The following is a 20,850-nucleotide window of genomic DNA, read 5'->3' as shown; positions in this document are numbered from 1 at the left end:
TCATCGATGCGCTGATATCGGGCACGGCATCTATGACTGTAGGAGAAGCTTATCAAAAAGCCAAGCGTGAATACTGGCTCAACGAAAGCAACGGCCTAGCGGATTCGAATCTTAGTTTGGAGGAAGTGAAGCAAAACATCAGCGACGATGCAAAGGTGCTGTCGGGGATGATCCTTTACGGACTGCCGATGTTTAGGGTAACCTCCAGCGAACAAGGCAAGGTCAATCCGCTCTCCGAAAAAACTTACAAAAGCCCCTTCGCCATGAAACCGATAAAAGTAGAGCCAAAGGCAGTAACAAGCAGTTTATTCCAAGTGCAGTTGGGAGCAGCGTTGGAAGACAACTATATGAAGGAAAACCAAACCGGCGCCGGGAGCTATTACGCCTTCAACGGCGTTACGCAAACGAACGTCAACGAACCGATTCAGCCGCGAATAGGCTTCTACACGGGCGCGGAGAGTTTCTTCCCGAAAGGCGCGGTGCTGGAGTCGGCAAAGTACGTTACGCTGTCGAATTTCGACCCCGTTATAGAAGGCGGAGCGTGGGGCGATGAGAATGTGAATGAAGGAGTCTTCGAAAAGGCAGGCTATTTTCCGGCCATTCCGTTTACAGTGAACACAATTCCGCAACAAGGCAGCATTCCTCCGCTGCAGAAATTCGTGTTCATCGCGGGACAATATAATAGCGACAAAAAGACCGAGCGCTTGTATAAGGAAGTGAAGTACAGCACGTACTACACGGGAGAGAAGACGGACGCCGTCGCGCCAACTTTGTCGGATCCAATTCTTAAAACGGACAGCGAAGCGCAGGTCAGCGTGCAAGGCTGGGATCAAAACGGCGATTCGCTGTTCCGCGTCATCTTGACCTATACGGACGGCGAGGGAGAATGGAAGGCGCTGGATATGGCGAAGTCCGGCGACAATCCGAAAGAATGGCAAGCGCGTCTGGCGTACAATCCAAATAGTGAGTTCTTCATCCAAGCCGTAGACGCTCTAGGCAACGTGAAATACCTGGACAACCAAGGTCAATACTACAAGCCCGCCCCGCCCACGAGCATCGATTTCTACACATGGCTGAAATTATCGGTGGAAGGGTTTTGATCGAAGGATTCAGGAATCGGTTGACGTTCCCAAAGATAATCTCCAGGGAGGGATTATTGCATGAAGAACGCACGTTTGAATTTCTTGTTTTATAAACGAGACCTTCTTGTTTTTTTGACGATATTCGCCATAACGTTTGCCGGAAGAGCCGAGGATGTTCGAATCGACATTCCCAATCTTCCCGGCAGCGCCAAAGCGTTGGAATTGACGCGCATCCCGGCGGGCGCGTTTACGATCGGCTCTCCCGAATCGGACGATTATCGCAGCGATACGGAAGGACCAATGAAAGAAATCTCCTTCCAGGAAGATTTTTTAATCGGAATATACGAAGTGACCAACGCGCAATTCGCGGAGTTTCTGAAGCAAAAGGGTAATTACGTCCGCGTGGCGGGAAAATACGAGTGGTATTTCGACGAAAACGATCCCGATTTGCCGCTTAAGCTCGTCGATGGCGAATGGAAAGTCCTGGAAGGGTATGAAAACCATCCCGTCGTCGAAGTCTCTTGGTGGGGCGCTCATGATTTTTGCGCCTGGTTGAACGAAATTTATTCCCATCAGCCATATAAGGTCGTTTCTTTTCGACTGCCATCGGAGTCGGAATGGGAATACGCTTGCCGGGCGGGGACAGCGACGCGCTTTTATTGGGGAGACGATCCCAACGGGCAAAGCATCGGAAGATACGAATGGTATGGAGGCAATTACGATGGCGAGAATCTAACGCATGAAGTGGGATTGAAATTGTCCAATCCTTGGGGCTTGTTCGATATCGGCGGCAACGTCAACGAATTTTGCGAAGACGATTGGTATGATAATTTGCAGGACATACCCAATGATGGAACTTCGCGCTATGAAATCCCCAAACGATCGGGAATGAGGGTGATTCGCGGCGGCAACGGAGAAAGCGAACTGGCGGATTGCCGTTCCGCCGCCCGTTACGGCTGGTATCCCTACGCACAAGACGCGCAGAACTCGATAGGCTTCCGCGCCGCGGCCTCGATACAAGATATTCCCACGCCGACGCCGACATACGTTCCTACGAATACGCCGACCTATCCCCCCACGCCGACGGCGACGAGAACCTTCACGCGCACGCCAACGTTTACTCGAACGCCGACTCCAACCCGCACCCCGTCATTTACCCCAACCTCATCGTACGCGCCAACGGCGACGCCGATGCCGACATTCACTCCCACCTATTCGCCTACGCGCACTACTACTCCAACTCGAACTCCCAGGCCGACGAATACTCATACGCCTACGCGCACGCCGACATTTACGCCGACCTATACATTTACATTTACACCAACGCATACGCCGACGTTAACCTCTACGCCCACTTCAACGCCAACCCTTACGCCAACTCATACATTTACTCCAACGTTTACGCCGACATTTACTTCGACGCTCACATCCACGCCGTCGCTCACGCCAACGCCTACATTTACGCCAACGTTTACGCCGACGCTAACCTATACGCCTACCTTTACGCTGACCTTTACGCCGACGAATACGTTTACTCCCGTACCTACATCCACGCCGACTCGCATTCCGGAGCCCAATCCCGATGTGACATTCGATTTCGATCATAGCGATTTAAAAGCCAGCGGGTGGATTGAAATTCCCGGCGGCTTCGAAAACAAACAACTTTGCCAAATCGAACTTGTGGATTTCGATCGTCAAAACATCATTGCGAATCCTTTTTCGAATAGCGCCGATCGCAAAGGAATTCTCGCTACGATCTATCCCGGTTCGCAGACGATTCTCTTTCCCGAACAGACGATCGATACGAATGGTAACCCAGTCTTGATTCGCTTGTCGTTAAGAACGAAGGAAAAGGATTCTGCGATTATCGGCCTTGGCGCTTTGAAAGGAAACTTAGCATCGGGCGAATCCGTCGATGGAACCGTCCTTTACAATAAGATATTTTCCTTCGTCTCCTTCGCGGATTCGGATGGCATGATCGCCATTCTTTTCGAGCCGGACGCCGTTAGCAAAATCACGCCCGTCATCCTGCTGGATTCCTATACTCTAAATAAACCCTCGACGATTTTGATCGATAAAATGGAGATATTCCGCCTAAATTCGCTTTACCCTTATCCCGGCTCGCTCTTCGATCTTTTCGGCCTCTCGAAAGTCTTCGATTCGATCCGTCTCCCCCGATTTCAATCTCCGGCGAAGCCCGTAAACGATATCGTTTATTCGTTCGATAAAAACAATTTGGAAGATAACGGCTGGGTGGAAATTCCCGGCGGCTTCGATCAGCTGAATCCGGCGGCAATCGCGTTTTGTGAATTTCCGTCCCTGTCCTATCCGGTAAAAATCTTTCCGAATTCGCAAGATGGAAAAGGGATCGAAATCCATTTCAAGCAAAATTCACAGGATATTATCTTCGCAAAAGAATCGATTCGAACGAACGGCAGTCCCATTCTTATCAAAGCGTCGATATGCGCCAAACGAGAATTTCCCGATTCGGAGATGACGGGAACGGTAGTTTCCTTGGGCGTATTGAAAGGCGATCTATCTTCTCAAACGGGCATCGACGGGGCCGTAGCGGTTTATCAAAACAACAACGCCTTCGATCCCCGCATCCAAGAAAACGAATTGACGATGATTTACGAACCCGACGCCGGAGAAGCGGTAACGCCGCTGCTCTTGGTTCACAATAAGGGAGAATTGCAGGGAAGCGCTTCTATTTTTATCGATAAGATAGAAATTACTTCCATATTTCCCAAAGACATCTTCTTGGGGGCGATGTTCCGATCGAACATCAATCGAGTGGACTTCACGCCGACTCCTACCTCCACCATTACGCCCACAGCGACGCCTACGTCCACTCCAACTTCTACAGCGACGTTTACTCCTACATCGACCTTCACGCCGACGGCGACAGTAACCTATACTTCTACCCCCACTTTTACGCCCACAAGAACATTTACTCCAACCAGGACGTTTACTCCGACGCGCACGCCTTCGCCAACGCCGACAGCAACAGCGACTCCAACGCGCACGCCGACAGCGACGCCGACGTTGACGCCGACTTACACTCCCTCTTCGACGCTGACGTTTTCGCCCACGGCCACTCTGACGCCAACGCGAACTCCGACAATGACTCCCTCTTCAACGCCGACGTTTTCACCCACGACCACCCCAACGCTTACATTCACTCCTACCACTACTTTTACTCGGAGGCCTACAGCGACCAGAACCTTTACGCCAACGCCAACATTTACGCCGACATCCACTCCAACCGATACTTTTACCCCTACGCCGACGTACACCAATACGCCAACGCTTACATTCACGCCCACAGCCACCAACACGCCGATTGGTAACGTCATCGAAATCGTATTGACAGGATTACCGGCGAACGTTAAACCCATCGTAATGAAACGAATCCCCGCCGGATCGTTCATCATGGGGAATGACGTTTATGGTCCGAAACATAACGTAACCTTGACGAACGACTTTTATCTAAGCATTTATGAATTGACGCAAGCGCAATGGCAAGCCGTGATGGGGAGCAATCCCGCGACATATAAAGGATCCGATTTGCCCATCCATAACGTCGCCAAATCGGAATGCCGCCATTTCATCCAAAAAATCAACGATGAAAATTCGGCGTCTTTCAAACTGCCTTCGGATGGAAGAAACGTCTATGTCAAATTCCGGCTGCCGACGGAGGCGGAATGGGAATACGCCTGCCGCGCGGGAACGGAAACGAATTATTTCTGGGGCGATTCGGACAGTCCGCTCAATGACTATGCGTGGACTCCGTTCAACTCCGGAATGCGTCCGCAGCCCGTAGGTCTGAAAATGCCCAACCCTTGGAGCTTATTCGATATGACCGGGAATTGCCGGGAATTGTGCGAAGATATCTATAATTCATACTCCGCCAACGATCAGGTCGATCCTATCAACGGCGTTCCGCCAAACGGCGAAGATATTTTGCGGGGCGGCGGCTGGAGCGATTGGTTCACAGACGCCTTCTGGTCGCCGTATCGCAAAAACGTCAGATCTCCTTGGCCGGCTCCCGACATCTCATTCCGCCTCGCTATGAATTCCAGCTGGTTCGATCAACCGCCTACTCCCACGCCTACGGCGACGCCGACAAATACGCCTAAGCCCGTGGCCGCGATAACGATTCCCCTCTCCTTATCCGCCGATGTTATCCCATTGAAAATGATTCGAGTGCAGTCCGGTCGTTTCATAATGGGCAGCAATCGCGTGGACAATCTGAATTACGAACAAGAAGTCCCGCAGCATGAAGTAATCATCGCGAACGATTTCTATCTTGGAATGTATGAGATAACCCAGGCGCAATGGAAAGCGGTCATGGGCGATACGCCAAACGTAACGTTGAACAATCCCGATAAACCCGTAACGAATATAACATGGGATCAATGCAGCCAGTTCGCCGCCGCGTTGAATCGAATGAACGAAACCCAATGGGGCAGTGAATTCGGAACCTTCGATTTGCCGACGGAAGCGGAATGGGAATACGCCTGCCGCGCGGGAACGCAGACTAATTTCTTCTGGGGCGACGACGAAAAGATCTATTACCAATACGCCTACATCAATCAAAAAGGCTTTGCAGCCAAGCAAGTCGTTGAAAAAGTAGGCGTCGTCAAACCCAACCTTTGGGGATTTTACAACATGGCGGGCAACGCGCACGAGTGGGTTAAGGATGGCTATCAGCCTTATTCGCAAGATTTTCAAACCGATCCCATTGGATCGAATTTTACGGGCGAAAAAGTATTTCGAGGAGGCTGCTATTCGCTCGACGTCGATGACGCCCGTTCGTCCATCCGCAGTTTAGCCAAAAGCAGTTTCAAAGGCCCCATCGGCTTTCGCATCGTCATGAGGCCGCTACCATCCGGCGCTACGCCGACGCCTCAAGGCGCCGCCCTTATCGCCGCGTATCCAAAATCCGCTCAATTCGGCTCCAACATGCAAACCTACGCCAAGGATCAGGAAGGCCGGGATATCGTTCAGGAACTGGTGGACTCTTTGCAAACCAACCTGCAACACATGAAAGACGACAACCTGAATCTCGTCCGTTATTTCGCGACGGAGCACGAATCAGCCACCAAGTTGATGGTGGAAACCGTCATGAAAATGAAGATGAAAATACTTTTCGTCTACGAATGCAAGGGGTGGTGGGATCCCCAACAACAAAAGAATTATTTAGCGGAAGGGGAGTCCTATCTTACAACGGAAGCGGGATACGCCAATTTTATTTACGACCGGCTTTCCTTTATCGACAACGTCGTTCCCGGCGCGATCGGATCGACATTGATCGGCGTTCAGATCGGAAACGAAGAAGAAGCGTTGGACGGCGTTTCCGCTCCCGGCTACTTGGATGCGGGGCGGCGTTTCGCGAATTATTATTTGGCGGCGCGGGATAAAATCAAATCCAAATGGCCCAATCTTCCCATCTTGAGCGGCAGCATCGAAAACTACAACGCGATCGCCAGAGCGACCGGCGGCAAAAAGAACAACTGGATGAACGATAACGGATTGTATGCGCGAGCGTTTCTGAACGGATTCGTTCAAACCATCCGCGAGAAATCGCCTAATCAAAATAAACTTCCGGAAATGATCGCGTTCAATTCCTATTCGGGCAAATACTCCGCCGAAGCCGTGGACGGCCCCGAATTACCGGAATATGCAAGCCGAATCCAGACGCTTAAAGAGCTGTTCGCTTTTTATAGCTACTATCCCGCTTTCGCGAATATGGAATTCGGTTTCAGCCCGGACGGCGACAGCGTATACGGCTGCATTGGCGCCAATGAAATGACGCAAGCCGTCTACTATATCCGAAGAGTATTAATGGACGCGACGGTCGCCGACTTATCCTATAGTACGTATTGGGTGCATTACGGAATCGATAAGACCATGTGGGATACGGGCTGGTTCAATTACCGCGATGCGCACAACAACGACGACAATCCCGATCTGATCATTCGCAAAGTCGGGAGCAAATTGCACAATTCTCCCTTCTCCAACGAACCGGGCTTAGGCTTGGGCGAAAATGCTGTCTGGATTCCCGCCTATTCGGAACGAGGGCAAATCGATTCGTTGCAGGGCGATAATACGATGCGCTGCGGCTGGATCAACCAAAAGGGCGAAAAGTGGGGAGCGATCTGGCGCTATCAATTCAATAACGATTCGTTTTACTATACGAAGGGAGTCGCCGCTGCCTTTGTCGTTGATGGCGAGAATCCCGGCCCGGCGCGTTTGTTCAAATTCATCATCAATCCGCCCTACAAATCGAAAAATACCGCATGGGCGGAAATCGCAAGCGCTCCCATCGCCGGAAAACAGGATTCCCAAAATCCCGCAAATACGATCTACGAACTCCCGGCGGCGGTTCAACATCCCGTCTACGGAACCATTGAGGTAACGGACGAAAATCCCGCGTTTTTGCTTTTTGGAGAGTAGTCCAGCCGATATAGGCGGCTTCATAGCTCGCTCTTTTCGCCATCCCCTGGAATGGATATAGTTGTAAATTGGACTAGTTTCCACATCAGGCGAATGGATGGATCCTCTCTATGAATACCGCGAAAATGCAAATCCTGCGAATCGTTCTGACTCTGGGGATTATGGGGATAGGCGCTGGCAGCGGTTTGGAGGAAGCCTGGAGTCACCCTTTAGGCAATTTTTCTCTCAACCACTATACTGTAATCGAAATTCACCCGCAAATCGTCATCGCGCAGCATGTTTTGGATTTCGCCGAAATTCCTTCCTACAACGAATTGGCGAAAGTGGACGTGGATAACGACAATCTCGTTACACCCCAAGAAATAGAGAATTACCGGGCGGGAGTTTCAAAACGGTTTCTTCCGAGTTTCCATTATGCGTTGATCGGCGAGAACGGCGCCTCCGAAGCGTTAACGCCTTCAGTGCAGGATAAAAAGATCATTCTCTCTTACGGGCAGGCGGGTTTGACGTGCCTGCAAATCCGGCTGATTTGTACGATAAAAGGGGATTTTTCCGGACAGCGCCGATTCGCTTTTCAAGACGGCGTGACGCCTTTCGTCCGAGGCTCTCAGGAAATCCGCATTAAAACTCTTCCCGGCGTAACGTTGCGCGAACAGGATATCGAATCGTCCAGCCTCGCCGTTCCGATTCTCTTGGCGGATGATATTTACGAAATCGACGGTTTGGATGTCCGTTTGATATTTCAGGCGCAGAAGCCGGAGGGAGAGGTCGCTTTACCCGTCCCAATCGACGTATTAACGATGATGAATCCTATGTCGATTCCGCAATATCCGCTTGAGCCTGACGCGAACGGCGCCTATAAAATTTTAAAATCTCCCATTCAACCCAATATGGAAGTGCAAGCGAAAATATCCACACTGCAACCCCGCAGCATTATGGATGCGACGGGATTATTGGGCTTGCCGAGCGGCTCCTCCGCTTCCACCGCAAAGACCGCAGCTGACAGTTCCAAGCAGGATTCGGGATGGGCGGATTTGATCCGGAAAGAAAACTTGAATCCCGCTTTCGTATTGATGGCGATCCTGGCTTCGATTTTCTTCGGCGCCGCGCACGCCCTGTCGCCCGGACACGGAAAAACCGTCGTAGCCGCCTATCTCGTCGGCTCGCGGGGGACGATATGGCACGCCGTCTTTTTGGGGATTGTCGTCACCATAACCCATGTCTCCAGCGTTCTAGCGTTAGGGCTGATTACGCTATTCTTTTCGCAATACATCATGCCCGAAACCTTGTATCCCGTCATCGAAAGCGGTTCGGGATTGCTCATTATCGCTATCGGCATGAGTTTATTTTTAAAACGCTACGGCGCCTATCAACGAATGCGCTTCGCCGAGAGCCTGGGCGCGGAAACGCTTCATCATCACGGCGATGAGCATCCTCACCCGCATCCGCATGAACATCCGCACGGACATGAACATAATCACGATCACGCCCAAGTATATCACCACAGCTTGGAAGATCACGAGCATAGGCCAGGAACGCATACGCATGAGATTCCCGCCGACGCCGCGATGAAAGACCTTCTGCTGCTGGGAATCACGGGAGGGATTCTTCCCTGCCCCACGGCGATCGTAGTGCTGCTGGTCGCCATTTCCATGCACCGGCTCTTGTTCGGGCTGCTGCTTATCGTCTTCTTCAGTTTCGGGCTGGCGGCGGTTTTGATTGCGATCGGCGTTTTGATGGTTACCGCCAAGCGGCTGATGGACCGATTTTCGGGAACGGGAAAAACGATATCCATCCTGCAAATCGTTTCCCCCGCGCTAGTCATGTTGTTGGGATTGCTTATCTTCGTGCGGGGATTGCAGACGGGCGGGTATATTACATTTCATTTTTGAATTTATTCGATAATCCGTGAGGTCAAAGCCATGCCGGGAGCGGTTCGATTCAGCGTTTCACTTTCGGAAGAGTTGATGGAACACTTCGACGCCCTCTTGTTGGAGAAGGGCTACAAAAACCGGTCGGAGGGAATCCGGGATTTGATCCGGGATTTCCTCGTCCTGCAAGAAGTGGAAGAGAACAAGGAAATCGTCGGCGTCATTACCCTCGTCTACGATCACCACGTCCACGAATTGACAGAGAAATTGATCCAGCTGCAGCACAACAGTCCGGTGCAGGTCATTACCAGCATGCACGTTCATCTGGATCATCACAACTGTCTGGAAGTCATCATCGCGAAAGGCGAAGGCAAGGTCATCCACGATTTCGCCGACCGCATGATCGGAACGCGGGGCGTCAAACACGGGAACCTCACTATCACTACCACGGGCGCGAACGTGCCGCGATAAAGAATGAATCGTTCATTAGTCAGCCTCCCTTATCGGAAGATTTCGGCAATGGCAGGGAAAAAAGTAGGATGGGTCGCGTTTTTTGACCCATCAAGATTTATAGAACGGAGTAAGTGATGGGTCAAACGACATGACCCATCCTACGATTTATTCGGGCGCGAATGCGCCGCGATAAAGAAGAAATCATACAGTCATAATTCGCTTTATTTGGTTTTCCGGCGCCTACACAAACGCATTAGCCAGTTTACAATTTAGAAACAATCCGCTGCTTTCCAAGCCGGACGAAAACTATCTCGCCGTTGCAACGGCTTGATATATAATGATTTTTCAACATAAGGATGAACGCGCTATGAGTCATACCATCGAATCGGTCGCCCATGGAACCGTTACTACTCCCAAAGGCTTCAAAGCGGCTGGCGTGGCTGCTGGAATCAAAGGCGGAGAGAAGTTAGATTTGGGAATCTTGGTTTCGCAAGTGCGCTGTACTGCCGCGGGCGTTTTTACCACCAATGCCGTCAAGGGCGCCTCGCTGCTGACGACGAAAGAACACCTGGCGGACGGTTATGCCCAGGCCGTCATCGTGAACAGCGGCAACGCCAACGCCTGCACCGGCGAACGCGGCCTGCTCGACGCCAAGGAGATGGCGCGTGCGCTTTCCCGCCAGCTAAACATTCCCGTCCAGGACGTTTTGCCCAGTTCCACCGGCGTCATTGGCGTCTATTTGCCTTTGCCGCAAATCCGCGACGGCGTCGAAAAAGCCGTTCCCCGGCTGCGGGAAGACGGCGGCGAAGAGATGGCGCGCGCTATGATGACCACTGATACAAAGCCCAAATACGCCGCACGCCGCGTTATCGCCGAAAATCAAACCTTTTGCCTCGGCGGAGTCGCTAAAGGAGCGGGCATGATCCATCCCAATATGGCTACCATGCTGGTCTTTCTGACCACAGACGCCCGCGTAGACCGCCAATCCCTGCAAACGTTCCTTTCCGAAGAGATCGGCGCCAGCTTCAATCGCTTCACCATCGACGGCGATACCAGTTGCGACGATACGGTTTTATTATTGGCGAACGGCCTAGCTGGAGGACGGGATATCGCCTGCGACGACAGCCCACTGGCCAATGCCTTCCGCGAAGCTCTGCATAGCCTTTGCCTGGACTTGACGATGCAACTGGCGCGCGACGGCGAGGGCGTAACCAAGACGGCGATCGTTTGCGTGAAAGGCGCGTGCACTCGCGCCGACGCTGTTAAAATCGCCCGAAGCATCGCCGTTTCCCCCTTAGTCAAAACGGCGATTCACGGCCAAGATCCCAATTGGGGGCGCATTATCAACGCGGCGGGCTACAGCGGCGCCGATTTCGACCCAGACTGTGTAGACCTTTGGATCGGGGACGTGCAGGTGATGGAGCGCGGAGAGCGCGGGCGCTATGAAGAAGAAGCCGCCGCCCAAGTCATGCGGGGCGACGGATACGAAATCATATTGGATTTGCGACAGGGAACGGAAAGCGATTTTTATATCACCACTGATTTTTCCAACGCCTATATCGACATCAACGCCGATTACCGCCACCGGACATAACCGGGTTGCGCTCGATTTTTTACGCTTGGCGGATACAATTAATTTCTTGTATTCATGGATGGCTTATGTTTTTCACTCCATCAGTTATTGGGAATATTTTAACGATGGTTCAAAAAACTCAGCCCATCCTACGATCCAATCAAGGAGCGGCATAGTGACGGAAGAGAAAGTTTTAGCGGCGTTAAGCACGGTGATGGATCCCGATTTGCATCGCGATCTCGTTTCGCTTGGCATGATAAAAGACCTCAAAGTCAATGGAAGCAAAGTCGCTTTCAGCGTGGAGTTGACTACCCCGGCTTGTCCCCTAAAAGCGAAAATCGAAAACGATTGCCGCCAGGCGCTCGCCAGCCTGCCGGGCGTCGAAGAGATCAAAATCAATATGACCGCCCGCACCACGGCGGCGAAAACGGATAAAGAGCCGGTAAAAGGCGTAAAAAACATTTTCGCTGTTTCCAGCGGCAAAGGCGGCGTGGGAAAATCCACCGTCGCCGTCAACTTGGCGTTGGCTCTGCAAAGAAGCGGGGCCAAAGTGGGATTAATGGACTCTGACGCCTACGGCCCCAACATCCCAATCATGCTCGGCTCGACGGCTCAACCCATTATCAAAGGGGATATGCTCATCCCTCCGGAAGTTTTCGGCTTGAAAATGATGTCCGTAGGATTGATCGCGCCGGGAGATACGCCGGTTGTGTGGCGCGGGCCGATGCTGCACAGCCTGGTGCAGCAATTTTTGCGCAACGTAATTTGGGGCGAACTCGATTACCTCGTCGTCGATATGCCGCCGGGAACAGGCGACGCGCAATTGAGCCTTTCCCACTTGGCGCCCTTGGCCGGAGCGGTGATGGTAACGACGCCGCAACTCGTCGCTCAGGCGGATGTGAAGCGCGCCATCATGATGTTCCGTAAAGTGGAAGTTCCCGTGTTAGGCGTATTGGAAAATATGTCCTATTTCCTATGCCCCGACAATAATAAACATTATGCGATCTTCGGTTCCGGCGGCGGCGAAGTCTTGGCGCGGGAATACGAAATTCCATTTCTGGGCCGCATTCCCATCGATCCCCGGATCGCAGAGAGCGGCGACAAAGGAAAACCGATCGTCGTCGCGTTGCCGGATTCTCCTATTGCGGCGGAATTCATGAAAGCCGCCGAATTGGTCGCGCAGCAAATCAGCATCGCCAATGCGAATCGCCCGTTGCCCGTACTTTCATGAATCCGTCATGTCCAAACCTTCCCAATTCGTCCCACGCCAACGGGAAAATGGAGAAAAACGATCGTGACCGTTGAATTGACGCGAAAAATTCGCTTTTGTTCCGCTCATCGGCTCTACAATCCCAACTTGAGCGAAGAAGAAAATCGGCTTATCTTCGGCGCCTGCGCCAATCTTCATGGGCATGGGCATACTTATGCTTTGGAAATCAGCATCCAAGGCGAACCCGATCCTAAAACGGGCATGATCGTAAACATCGACGAATTGGACGCGGTTATCCGCAAGGAGATCGTCGATTGCGTGGATCATCGCCACCTGAATTACGACGTTCCGTTTTTGGAAGGCGTCAATCCGACGATGGAGAATATGGTTGTCCTATTCTGGAAGATTTTGGCGGATAAAATTCCGGGGGGAATGTTAAGCCGAATCCGTCTTTGGGAATCGGACAACAATTCCGTAACCTATACGGGCGCATAAACTATGCGATATGTAACGAAGGAAAGGAATCCCTTGTCCATGCAAGCCCTATCGCCCCAACCGATCCTCGTTTCCGCCGATGGCGCGGAATCCATCGATGAACTGACGCGAAAGTTACTCGAACGCATCGGCGAAGATCCCGATCGGGAAGGACTTATGAAAACGCCGGAGCGCGTGGCCCGCGCCTGGAAATTTCTCACTCACGGCTACCACTTGGATATCGAAGCGGTCATCAATAAAGCGATTTTCGAAGAAGAAGTGGACGAAATGGTCGTTGTAACCGACATCGATTTCTTCAGCATGTGCGAACATCACCTGCTTCCCTTTTTCGGCAAAGCGCATATCGGCTACATCCCGAAAGGCAAGGTATTGGGCTTATCGAAAATGCCGCGCCTGGTGGAGGTCTTCAGTCGCCGCCTGCAACTGCAGGAGCGCTTGACGCAGCAAATCGCCGACGCCATCGAGAAAGCCATTCAACCGGCGGGCGTAGCTGTCGTAACGGAAGCGGAGCACATGTGCATGATGATGCGCGGCGTGGAAAAGACGAACTCCAAAACCGTCGCAAGCGCCATGCGCGGCCTTTTCCGCACCAACCGCCTCACTCGAACCGAATTTATGAGCTTCATCCATCAAGGGACAAAGCGATAATTGAATTCTCAGGCGATCCATGGCGGGATGGCTGGGTGGCAAAGGCATGGCGAAGCCTGCCTTTGTTCTTTTGCCGCCATCCTAGACAATGCAGCGCCGAAAAAGGAGTTATAATAACGTAAAACAATCCATGAGGATATTATTATGATCGACAAGGAAATCATTTTCGTGGTCGAAGAAGATCCAGAAGGCGGTTATAACGCACGCGCCCTTAGCGAGCCGATCTTTACTCAAGCGGATCAAATCGAACAATTACACGAACGAGTTCGGGATGCGGTGCGATGTCATTTTGAGGAAGGACAAGAGCCGAAAATCGTTCATCTGCATTACGTCCGGGAAGAGATCATCGCATTATGAAACCGCCTAGAGATATCTCAGGCGTTCAGTTAGCTAAAACGCTTCACCGCTTGGGATACGATGTCACCCGGCAAAAGGGAGGCCATATCCGGTTAACGACGCAGGAACGCAGCGAACATCATATTACCATTCCGCATCACGATCCATTGAAGCCTGGAACATTGAATAATATTCTCCAATCCATCGCGATTCATTTTGACAAATCTCGTAAAGAAATCGAACGGCTCCTTTTTAGCTGATTTGAGGCCGCTAGGTGGCGAAGATAAAGCGAAGCCAGTTTTTGATCTTTTGCCGGAATTACGAGGATTGCGGCGCCGAAGAAGGAGTTATAATAGAGTAAAGGGGAGGAATATGGCATTATTCTTATCATTTCCATTTACACGAATAGTATAGTTATTAGGTAATTCTTTACTGACGATCCGGCAAATAGTATTGATGATGCTATTAGGCGACTACCTATTGTGGTGCAGGCATCTTACCTGAGCTATATCTTGTACAGACTGGAAGCCCGTACCACAAAAAATTGACTTTTTGCCGTTCCATCTTTACTCAATTCATTCAGGAATTCGGGGATCAGAAAATATCCTATGAACCATATAGAGTTGCTGGAACGAATTATTCGGAATCAGCAGAATGTTCATTTTAATGACTTGATTGGTTTAATCGAATCGTTGGGATTCACCTTGGAACGGCGGAAAGGAAGCCACCATATTTATCGGCATCCTAAAATTAGAGAATTTTTAAATTTACAAGATTATAAAGGGAAGGCTAAACCTTATCAAATACGTCAATTTCTCAAACTAATCGAAAGATACGATCTCCCAACGGAGGAAAATCCATGAAAGATTATCATATCAATATCTTTTATAGTGCGGATGACGAGGGATACATCGCTGACATTCCTGATCTTGCGTATTGTTCGGCTTTTGGGGAGAGTCCCGAAGAAGCGTTAAAAGAAGTATTGATTGCTAAAGAAGCTTGGCTAGAAGCCGCCAAAGCGGAAAATCGAGATATTCCAGAGCCGATGTATCAACCATTGTTCTACAAGATGGCTTAATTCTTCGTTGCCGCGTTGGGGTGGGGCGGTAAAGCGCTGAAAAAACGCATTCTTCCTTATATAGAAGCGGAGGCCGTGCGCGTGCGTGATCCAATCCTATTCGTCGAAGATAAATAGCCTTAATAGGGCGGGCTAAATACGCAGCCCGCCCTGATTATGATTTTCACCTAATAAACCATCCATGCATCAACAACAGTTTCCCCTGCGAAAGGCCGCGCGCCGCGCAGTAGGCCGCCCGTCGACGAAGCGTTGCGATAGGCGTCCGCAGAGACGCGCAGGTAATCCTCGCCACCCCAATCCACCGACAGAAATTTCGGATCGGCGGAAATGTTATTCGTCAAAACGGGGATGACGGGCAACCCTTCGAAATCTTTGTAAACGGCGAACTCCCCTTCTTCTACTAAAGCGCAATGGTCGTAACTTACTTTCTCGAATTGGGTAAATCCTTCGGGAATCTCCGTCACCGTCGAATTGATCAGGTAGATCAATGTTCCGGCAACGACGCTGTCTTTCATTTCGATAGCGAACGTTCCCAATCCATTCATAGCGGCGGCGTCATCCGTCGCCGGATTGATCATAATGTCCGTTTCGTTGCGGAAAAAAGTGCAGTCGCTTAGTTTGTAGGTCAATTCATCGCTCGACGAGGGCAGCGAATATTGGTGAATGGCTTCTTTGTTGTCCGCGAAGAGAAGATGATCGCCTTCCAGCGTGCAGGAGCTGATATCGATGCGGGTTCCTTGAGTATTTTCGATAAAATCGACGTAGCTCCAGTGATTCTCGCCGGTCCAGGCTTGGATGCCTTGAGTGCCATTGCCTTTGAAAATGATCGGCTTGCTGGATGTTCCTTCAAGATGGACGATGGGCGTAAAGGATGGCGTATCCGCCGAGATGATCTGGATGCCGTAACGGTCGTTGTAGGAGGAGACGACATTGCGCATGGTCAAGGTTACGTTGACGCCGCCGAGGACGAGGCCGTCCGAATTGGCTGTGATTTTAGCCGGATCTTTTCCCGAATCGCAATGGGTGACGACGTCGTCTTCCAACAGCACGTCGACCGTTCCATGCGGACGGCCATAGGAAGCCAACATCCAAATTCCGTCGTCCAGGAAGGGAACGGAAGCGTCGCCTTCCTGGAAATTCATTTCCATCCCATCCACGGAAATCGGCTTATTGTTTCCGTCGTTCGCCGAAACCAATACATTGCGGATGACGACGTTGAACTTATCGCTGTCTTTCAACGGTTCGATGCAAACAGCTCGTTTCACGCCCGAATCCTTAGCAGGGATAAGAATCAGATTTTCCAACGCGATATCGACAGCCGCAATATTGACTATGCCATGATCTCCTCGCACGGAGCCGCCCGCTTTCTTCAAGAGAAGAATCGGACGGTCGTCTTTCGATTGTCCTTTGATCGTAACGGGAACATCGATGAGGAGGCCTTCTTCATAAGTACTGCCGCCGGCGATCGTAATGACGTTCGGTTCGGCGGCGTCCGCTTTCACGGCTTTCAGCGCGTCGCCAATCGTTGCGTAATCGGCGCCTCCGGCGCTATTGACGGCGACGGATTGCGGCCAGGCGATGGATATTACGCCGAAAAAGATGGAAACAGCGATCATCGGTCTTACAAAAAAAGATACGCGGTTCATATTCATTTCCCTTCCTTTTTTCTCCGAAAGATTTTCCATTTGAGCTTCTTGCAAAATTCAATTATTCCTCCTCCAAGCCTGGGGGAGGTTAGGAGGGGGTTGTTTTAAGTCTAACTAAATCAACCCCCTTCTAACTCCCCCCAAGCTTGGGGGGAGAATTTAAAAGCGGACTTTATCAATTTTGCAAGAGCCTCATTATAAATCCATTCTCGCGCCCATACTATTGAAAAATGGAAAGAGATTATAAAAAAGGCCGGGTTTACGCCCGAAGGCTAAACGCGGCCTTTATTCTCTAAAACAGCAATCAATCCGATCAACCGCCCAGTTTTTTCAACAGAGAATCGTCGCAGGGATAGGATGCCCTGGGGCCGATGCGGATGAGATCGCCGACGCTTTTCAGCCCATTGGAGGCGTCGAATATGGCAACCCGGCCATAGGTTTGCAAGCCATCGGGACCAGCGCTGGCCATCCGCCATTCCGAGCAATAGCAGGAGTCGCTTAGTGTTGTATTCTTGATCGTATGAATCATCGTCCATGCGTCGATATAATCGTAAGAATCGTAGGCCCAATGCTCCTGCGTTATGACCGTCTGACCGCCTATTTTTTTCAAAAAGGGGTCTTGTCCGATCGAAGACATATAGGAGATGGGCGTCGTCAGGGGATGGAGACGGCGGGAAACCGGCCAGATATCGCCGTTTTGGAACGTCCGCCAGGGCGGATACATGCCCCGATCCATGCGGTACATTTCCAAAGCCGAACTGAGGTTGCGCAGTTCCGCTTGCACATTAGCGATCTTGGCGCGCATTTGCGCGTTAAGAAAATTGGGTACGGCGATAGCCGCCAATACGCCGATAATGGCGACGACGATCAATAATTCGATAAGCGTAAATGCTTTTCGGTTGAGTCTGGTCATTCCACAACTCCATTTTTGGCTCATGCCGCTTAACTCTGCGGGTAATATCTCGGAATGGATTATGAAAAATAACATTCCCGATTATGATAATTTAATTATTATACCTGACAATGGTTCTTGATGTAATCTTTCCAAAATACCGTAAACCAATAATAATCCCTATGTTGAAACGGCGAACCTATCGAGAAAAAATGGATCCAAATGAAAATCCTCCCGATTTCCATTTGCCCGATGTCGAATCCAAACCCGGCTTCGTGCGTCGGGGTTTCGACAGTATTGCTTTACAGTACGATTTACTCAACGACGTGATGACGATGGGCTTGCATCGGCGCTGGAAGCGCGAAACGGTTCGGCGGTTGGCCATCCGGCCGGGAATGCGCATTCTCGACCTTTGCGCCGGGACGGGAGACCTGGCCTATCGCGCCGCTATTCGGAATGGCGGTCAGGGATTGACCGCCGCGTTGGATTTTTCCTGGAAAATGATGTCGGTGGGCAAATCAAGAAATCCGAACGCCGATTCCGTGGTTTGGATCGGCGGCGATGCAGAAAACCTGCCGTTTCTCGACGCCTCGTTCGACGGCGCCGCTTCCGGCTTCGGCTTACGCAACGTCAAATCGGTGGAGACGGCGCTGCGAGAATTGCATCGCATTCTCAAGCCCGGCGCTCTCTTCGTCAGCCTGGACACGGCGGGAACGGAATGGCCGATTTTGGCGCCGTTCCACCAGTTCCATATGAAGCGGATCGTTCCTTTCTTAGGGGAATGGTTCGCCCATTCGCGCAGCATGTATTCTTATCTGACGGCTTCGGCGGAAGCGTTTCATCCGCCGCAGGAATTGCAATCGCTGCTCGATCGATGCGGATTTCGCGATACGGGATACGCCTACCGACCGCGCTTTTTGGGCGGCGCCGCTCTTGTTTGGGGAAGGCGCTGATTGAGTTAGTTTTATCCCTCGCTTTAAGAAACGAATATGGATCATTACGCCCGCAACCTCGACGCTTTAAGAAAAACGCGGCCGGAATTGGCGGACGCCATCGACCGCGCCGCTCCCGATCCTCGCCATTATCGGCTCCTGGATACGCGCAGCGGCGCGCCAACTCTGGAAATCATCGCGGACGATGGAAAGGCCGAGTTTTGGCATAGCCGCTATGATCCGCTGCGGGAAGCGGAGCGAGATATTTCATCTATCGATCATTCTTCGATCTACATCCCCTTGTTCGCAGGATGCGGCTTGGGGTATTCGTTGCGGCTTTTGTGGGACCGGCATCGCGAGGAGTTCTTCGATCTCGTCCTCGTCGAACGGGACGCGGGAATTTTGCGGCTGGCGATGGAGGTTACCCGGCTGGACGATATCTTATCCGATCCCCGCGTCTATATTCATATCGGCGAAGACTTGAATGCATGGGGTGAATTGGTGCGAAAGATTACGCCCGCCTTAGTCAGCGGCAAGTTGCAGGCGGTAGTTCATCCTCCCTCGCAAAAACTCTATCGCGCCTACTATCAAAACGCTTTCGAAATTCTGCGGCAGCGGATGCGCCTCGCGCGCGCTGAATTCGACTTGATGATCCGTTCCGGCGCAACCATTCAAAAAAACTTATGGCTCAATCTTCCCGCCGCCGTACATTCTTTCGGATTGCGGGAGGCGGGAAATTTACTAAACAAGCGGCCCGCCATCGTCGTCGCAGCGGGACCATCGCTGGATAAGAACGCTTTTCTGCTGCGCCAAGCCCAGTCCGGCTTCACGATTTTCTGCGTAGATACCGCCTATCGGACGCTGAAGAACCAAGGCGTCGATCCCGATTTCGTCGTCTCCACGGATCCTACGGAATTGAACGCCAAGCATTTCGAAAACGTCGTTCCCGCTCCGAACACGATTCTCGCCTTCGATCCCGAAGTCTACTTCGCCATACCAGCGCGATGGCCCCACCGGCGGATGTTTTTGAATTTGGAGAAGGCGGCGTTCACGCGCTGGCTGGAGGAGACCGCCGGACCTTACGGTTATCTACCCAAAGGCGGCTCCGTGGGCCATACGGCGTTCTATCTCGCCCGTGAATTGGGCGCCGATCCCATCATATTCGTTGGCCTCGATCTAGCGTTCGATCCGGAGGGGGGAACGACGCACGCCGCCGCCTCGGCGCTGCGGCGCGAACACGGCAAAATCGAAGAGGGCGTTTTGCAAGCCGATCTTGGCCCTCGATTCAACGCCAGACCGCTGCGGGAAGAGATTGTCTGGGTAAACGGCGTTAGGGGAAAACTTGTTCCTACCTCGCAGATCATGGCATTGTACATCCGGCAGTTTGGCGAGGAATTTCGCCGTACTCAGGCAAAGATCATCGACGCCACCGAAGGCGGCGCGTTGTTGGACGGGACGGAAATCATGACGCTGGAAGAAGCGCTGCGGCGTTATGCTCTCCAAGAAGCGACGTTGCGCCAACGCTTGGCAGAGTTGCAACCTTCGGCGAGCAGCCTTTCGCGGCTGCGGGAAGAGATTCAGCGCATCGCCGAGGCGCTGGAGTCGATGGCGCCGCTAGCCGCCGAGGGGATCGGCTTGTGCGTTCAACTGGCGCCGCAAACCGCCGCCGGAGCCGCTCTGCGCGAGACGCCGGAATGGGAGCGGATCGGGGAATGCTTCAATGCTCTTTATCAATCGCAAGAGATCAAAATCGCGATGGAGCAGACGCTCTTTTCCGCCGTCTATTATTTCATCCAAAAAGAGCGTTTCGATCGAACGGATATCCGTCTCAATAAATATAAAAACTACTTCGAATCCTATCAGGCGCTGCGTCCGTCTTTTAGAGAATTGCTGAAGCGTGTAGAAACAATTCTGGAATAAGCGCCGTAATGCTTCCCAAAAAAGTCCCCCAAGCCGGAAAAAAAACTTGGGGGAAGGAATTTTTTTGATTTTGGAGCCTCTTGCAAAATTCCTTTATTCCTCCCCCAAGCTTGGGGGAGGTTAGGAGACAATGTCGTTAAGTTAAGGATAGTCTAATTCCTTAATCGAAAATATCAACAAATCTAATAGCATGAATTTGTTGAATTTAAAATCCCTCACCCTAACCCTCTCCCAGAGGGCGAGGGAATGGAATTT

At 51.6% G+C, this 20,850-nt stretch carries 16 protein-coding genes; 14 read left to right on the top strand and 2 right to left on the bottom strand.

The annotated features are described in order from the left end of the window. The 12 genes from AB1656_00990 to AB1656_00935 form a co-directional block, all read left to right on the top strand. The coding region (locus tag AB1656_00990) for a hypothetical protein (GenBank protein ID MEW6233937.1) at positions 1 to 1,100 on the top strand (1,100 nt) is incomplete at its 5' end. 60 nt (positions 1,101 to 1,160) lie between these two features. Next, positions 1,161 to 7,541, top strand: a complete 6,381-nt coding sequence (locus AB1656_00985; GenBank protein MEW6233936.1) for an SUMF1/EgtB/PvdO family nonheme iron enzyme — start codon at positions 1,161 to 1,163, stop codon at positions 7,539 to 7,541. 110 nt (positions 7,542 to 7,651) lie between these two features. Continuing rightward, complete coding sequence (locus AB1656_00980; GenBank protein MEW6233935.1) at positions 7,652 to 9,433, top strand: sulfite exporter TauE/SafE family protein; 1,782 nt, start codon at positions 7,652 to 7,654, stop codon at positions 9,431 to 9,433. Positions 9,434 to 9,463: 30 nt separating this feature from the next. Beyond that, positions 9,464 to 9,883 carry a nickel-responsive transcriptional regulator NikR gene (gene nikR / locus AB1656_00975; GenBank protein MEW6233934.1) on the top strand — a complete coding sequence of 140 codons (420 nt, stop codon included), beginning with the start codon at positions 9,464 to 9,466 and terminating at the stop codon, positions 9,881 to 9,883. 349 nt (positions 9,884 to 10,232) lie between these two features. Beyond that, positions 10,233 to 11,459 (top strand): bifunctional glutamate N-acetyltransferase/amino-acid acetyltransferase ArgJ, encoded by a 1,227-nt coding sequence (gene argJ, locus AB1656_00970; GenBank protein MEW6233933.1) that lies wholly within the window; start codon positions 10,233 to 10,235, stop codon positions 11,457 to 11,459. A 154-nt stretch (positions 11,460 to 11,613) separates the two neighbouring features. Next, positions 11,614 to 12,669: an Mrp/NBP35 family ATP-binding protein gene (locus AB1656_00965; protein MEW6233932.1), complete on the top strand. Its 1,056-nt coding sequence runs from the start codon at positions 11,614 to 11,616 to the stop codon at positions 12,667 to 12,669. Between the two features lie 63 nt (positions 12,670 to 12,732). Continuing rightward, positions 12,733 to 13,143 carry a 6-carboxytetrahydropterin synthase gene (locus AB1656_00960; protein MEW6233931.1) on the top strand — a complete coding sequence of 137 codons (411 nt, stop codon included), beginning with the start codon at positions 12,733 to 12,735 and terminating at the stop codon, positions 13,141 to 13,143. Between the two features lie 39 nt (positions 13,144 to 13,182). Then, positions 13,183 to 13,791: a GTP cyclohydrolase I FolE gene (folE, locus tag AB1656_00955; protein ID MEW6233930.1), complete on the top strand. Its 609-nt coding sequence runs from the start codon at positions 13,183 to 13,185 to the stop codon at positions 13,789 to 13,791. Positions 13,792 to 13,935: 144 nt separating this feature from the next. Beyond that, positions 13,936 to 14,148 (top strand): 2-oxoisovalerate dehydrogenase, encoded by a 213-nt coding sequence (locus tag AB1656_00950; GenBank protein ID MEW6233929.1) that lies wholly within the window; start codon positions 13,936 to 13,938, stop codon positions 14,146 to 14,148. Beyond that, positions 14,145 to 14,387 carry a type II toxin-antitoxin system HicA family toxin gene (locus AB1656_00945; GenBank protein MEW6233928.1) on the top strand — a complete coding sequence of 81 codons (243 nt, stop codon included), beginning with the start codon at positions 14,145 to 14,147 and terminating at the stop codon, positions 14,385 to 14,387. Before AB1656_00950 ends, AB1656_00945 begins: the two co-directional genes overlap by 4 nt. Positions 14,388 to 14,735: 348 nt before the next feature. Continuing rightward, the gene (locus AB1656_00940; protein ID MEW6233927.1) at positions 14,736 to 14,990 is read left to right on the top strand and encodes a type II toxin-antitoxin system HicA family toxin; all 255 of its coding nucleotides are present in this window, start codon (positions 14,736 to 14,738) and stop codon (positions 14,988 to 14,990) included. Then, positions 14,987 to 15,205, top strand: a complete 219-nt coding sequence (locus AB1656_00935; GenBank protein MEW6233926.1) for a type II toxin-antitoxin system HicB family antitoxin — start codon at positions 14,987 to 14,989, stop codon at positions 15,203 to 15,205. The genes AB1656_00940 and AB1656_00935 overlap by 4 nt, the downstream gene beginning before the upstream one ends. 167 nt (positions 15,206 to 15,372) lie before the next feature. Here the strand turns inward: AB1656_00935 and AB1656_00930 are convergent, their stop codons facing one another. Both AB1656_00930 and AB1656_00925 read right to left on the bottom strand, forming a co-directional pair. Further along, positions 15,373 to 16,851 carry a hypothetical protein gene (locus AB1656_00930; GenBank protein MEW6233925.1) on the bottom strand — a complete coding sequence of 493 codons (1,479 nt, stop codon included), beginning with the start codon at positions 16,849 to 16,851 and terminating at the stop codon, positions 15,373 to 15,375. Positions 16,852 to 17,164: 313 nt separating this feature from the next. Then, on the bottom strand, positions 17,165 to 17,764 hold the full coding sequence (locus AB1656_00925; GenBank protein ID MEW6233924.1) for a prepilin-type N-terminal cleavage/methylation domain-containing protein: 600 nt from the start codon (positions 17,762 to 17,764) through the stop codon (positions 17,165 to 17,167). Between the two features lie 191 nt (positions 17,765 to 17,955). Between AB1656_00925 and AB1656_00920 the strand changes: the two genes are divergently transcribed. Both AB1656_00920 and AB1656_00915 read left to right on the top strand, forming a co-directional pair. Further along, complete coding sequence (locus AB1656_00920; GenBank protein ID MEW6233923.1) at positions 17,956 to 18,696, top strand: ubiquinone/menaquinone biosynthesis methyltransferase; 741 nt, start codon at positions 17,956 to 17,958, stop codon at positions 18,694 to 18,696. Positions 18,697 to 18,732: 36 nt separating this feature from the next. After that, positions 18,733 to 20,595: a 6-hydroxymethylpterin diphosphokinase MptE-like protein gene (locus AB1656_00915; protein MEW6233922.1), complete on the top strand. Its 1,863-nt coding sequence runs from the start codon at positions 18,733 to 18,735 to the stop codon at positions 20,593 to 20,595. The last annotated feature ends 255 nt before the right edge of the window (positions 20,596 to 20,850 follow it).

The organism is Candidatus Omnitrophota bacterium (assembly GCA_040755155.1).
Lineage (GTDB): Bacteria > Hinthialibacterota > Hinthialibacteria > Hinthialibacterales > Hinthialibacteraceae > JBFMBP01.
The sequence above is the reverse complement of the archived record's forward strand: the minus strand, read 5'-3'. Positions and strand labels throughout refer to the sequence as shown.

What these genes read in the sequence shown, in the direction of transcription:
- AB1656_00985 (MEW6233936.1), top strand. Translation starts at nt 1,161, where the DNA reads ATGAAGAACGCACGTTTGAATTTCTTGTTTTATAAACGAGACCTTCTT.
- AB1656_00980 (MEW6233935.1), top strand. Translation starts at nt 7,652, where the DNA reads ATGAATACCGCGAAAATGCAAATCCTGCGAATCGTTCTGACTCTGGGG.
- nikR (MEW6233934.1), top strand. Translation starts at nt 9,464, where the DNA reads ATGCCGGGAGCGGTTCGATTCAGCGTTTCACTTTCGGAAGAGTTGATG.
- argJ (MEW6233933.1), top strand. Translation starts at nt 10,233, where the DNA reads ATGAGTCATACCATCGAATCGGTCGCCCATGGAACCGTTACTACTCCC.
- folE (MEW6233930.1), top strand. Translation starts at nt 13,183, where the DNA reads ATGCAAGCCCTATCGCCCCAACCGATCCTCGTTTCCGCCGATGGCGCG.
- AB1656_00950 (MEW6233929.1), top strand. Translation starts at nt 13,936, where the DNA reads ATGATCGACAAGGAAATCATTTTCGTGGTCGAAGAAGATCCAGAAGGC.
- AB1656_00945 (MEW6233928.1), top strand. Translation starts at nt 14,145, where the DNA reads ATGAAACCGCCTAGAGATATCTCAGGCGTTCAGTTAGCTAAAACGCTT.
- AB1656_00940 (MEW6233927.1), top strand. Translation starts at nt 14,736, where the DNA reads ATGAACCATATAGAGTTGCTGGAACGAATTATTCGGAATCAGCAGAAT.
- AB1656_00935 (MEW6233926.1), top strand. Translation starts at nt 14,987, where the DNA reads ATGAAAGATTATCATATCAATATCTTTTATAGTGCGGATGACGAGGGA.
- AB1656_00930 (MEW6233925.1), bottom strand. Translation starts at nt 16,851, where the DNA reads ATGAACCGCGTATCTTTTTTTGTAAGACCGATGATCGCTGTTTCCATC.
- AB1656_00925 (MEW6233924.1), bottom strand. Translation starts at nt 17,764, where the DNA reads ATGACCAGACTCAACCGAAAAGCATTTACGCTTATCGAATTATTGATC.
- AB1656_00920 (MEW6233923.1), top strand. Translation starts at nt 17,956, where the DNA reads ATGGATCCAAATGAAAATCCTCCCGATTTCCATTTGCCCGATGTCGAA.
- AB1656_00915 (MEW6233922.1), top strand. Translation starts at nt 18,733, where the DNA reads ATGGATCATTACGCCCGCAACCTCGACGCTTTAAGAAAAACGCGGCCG.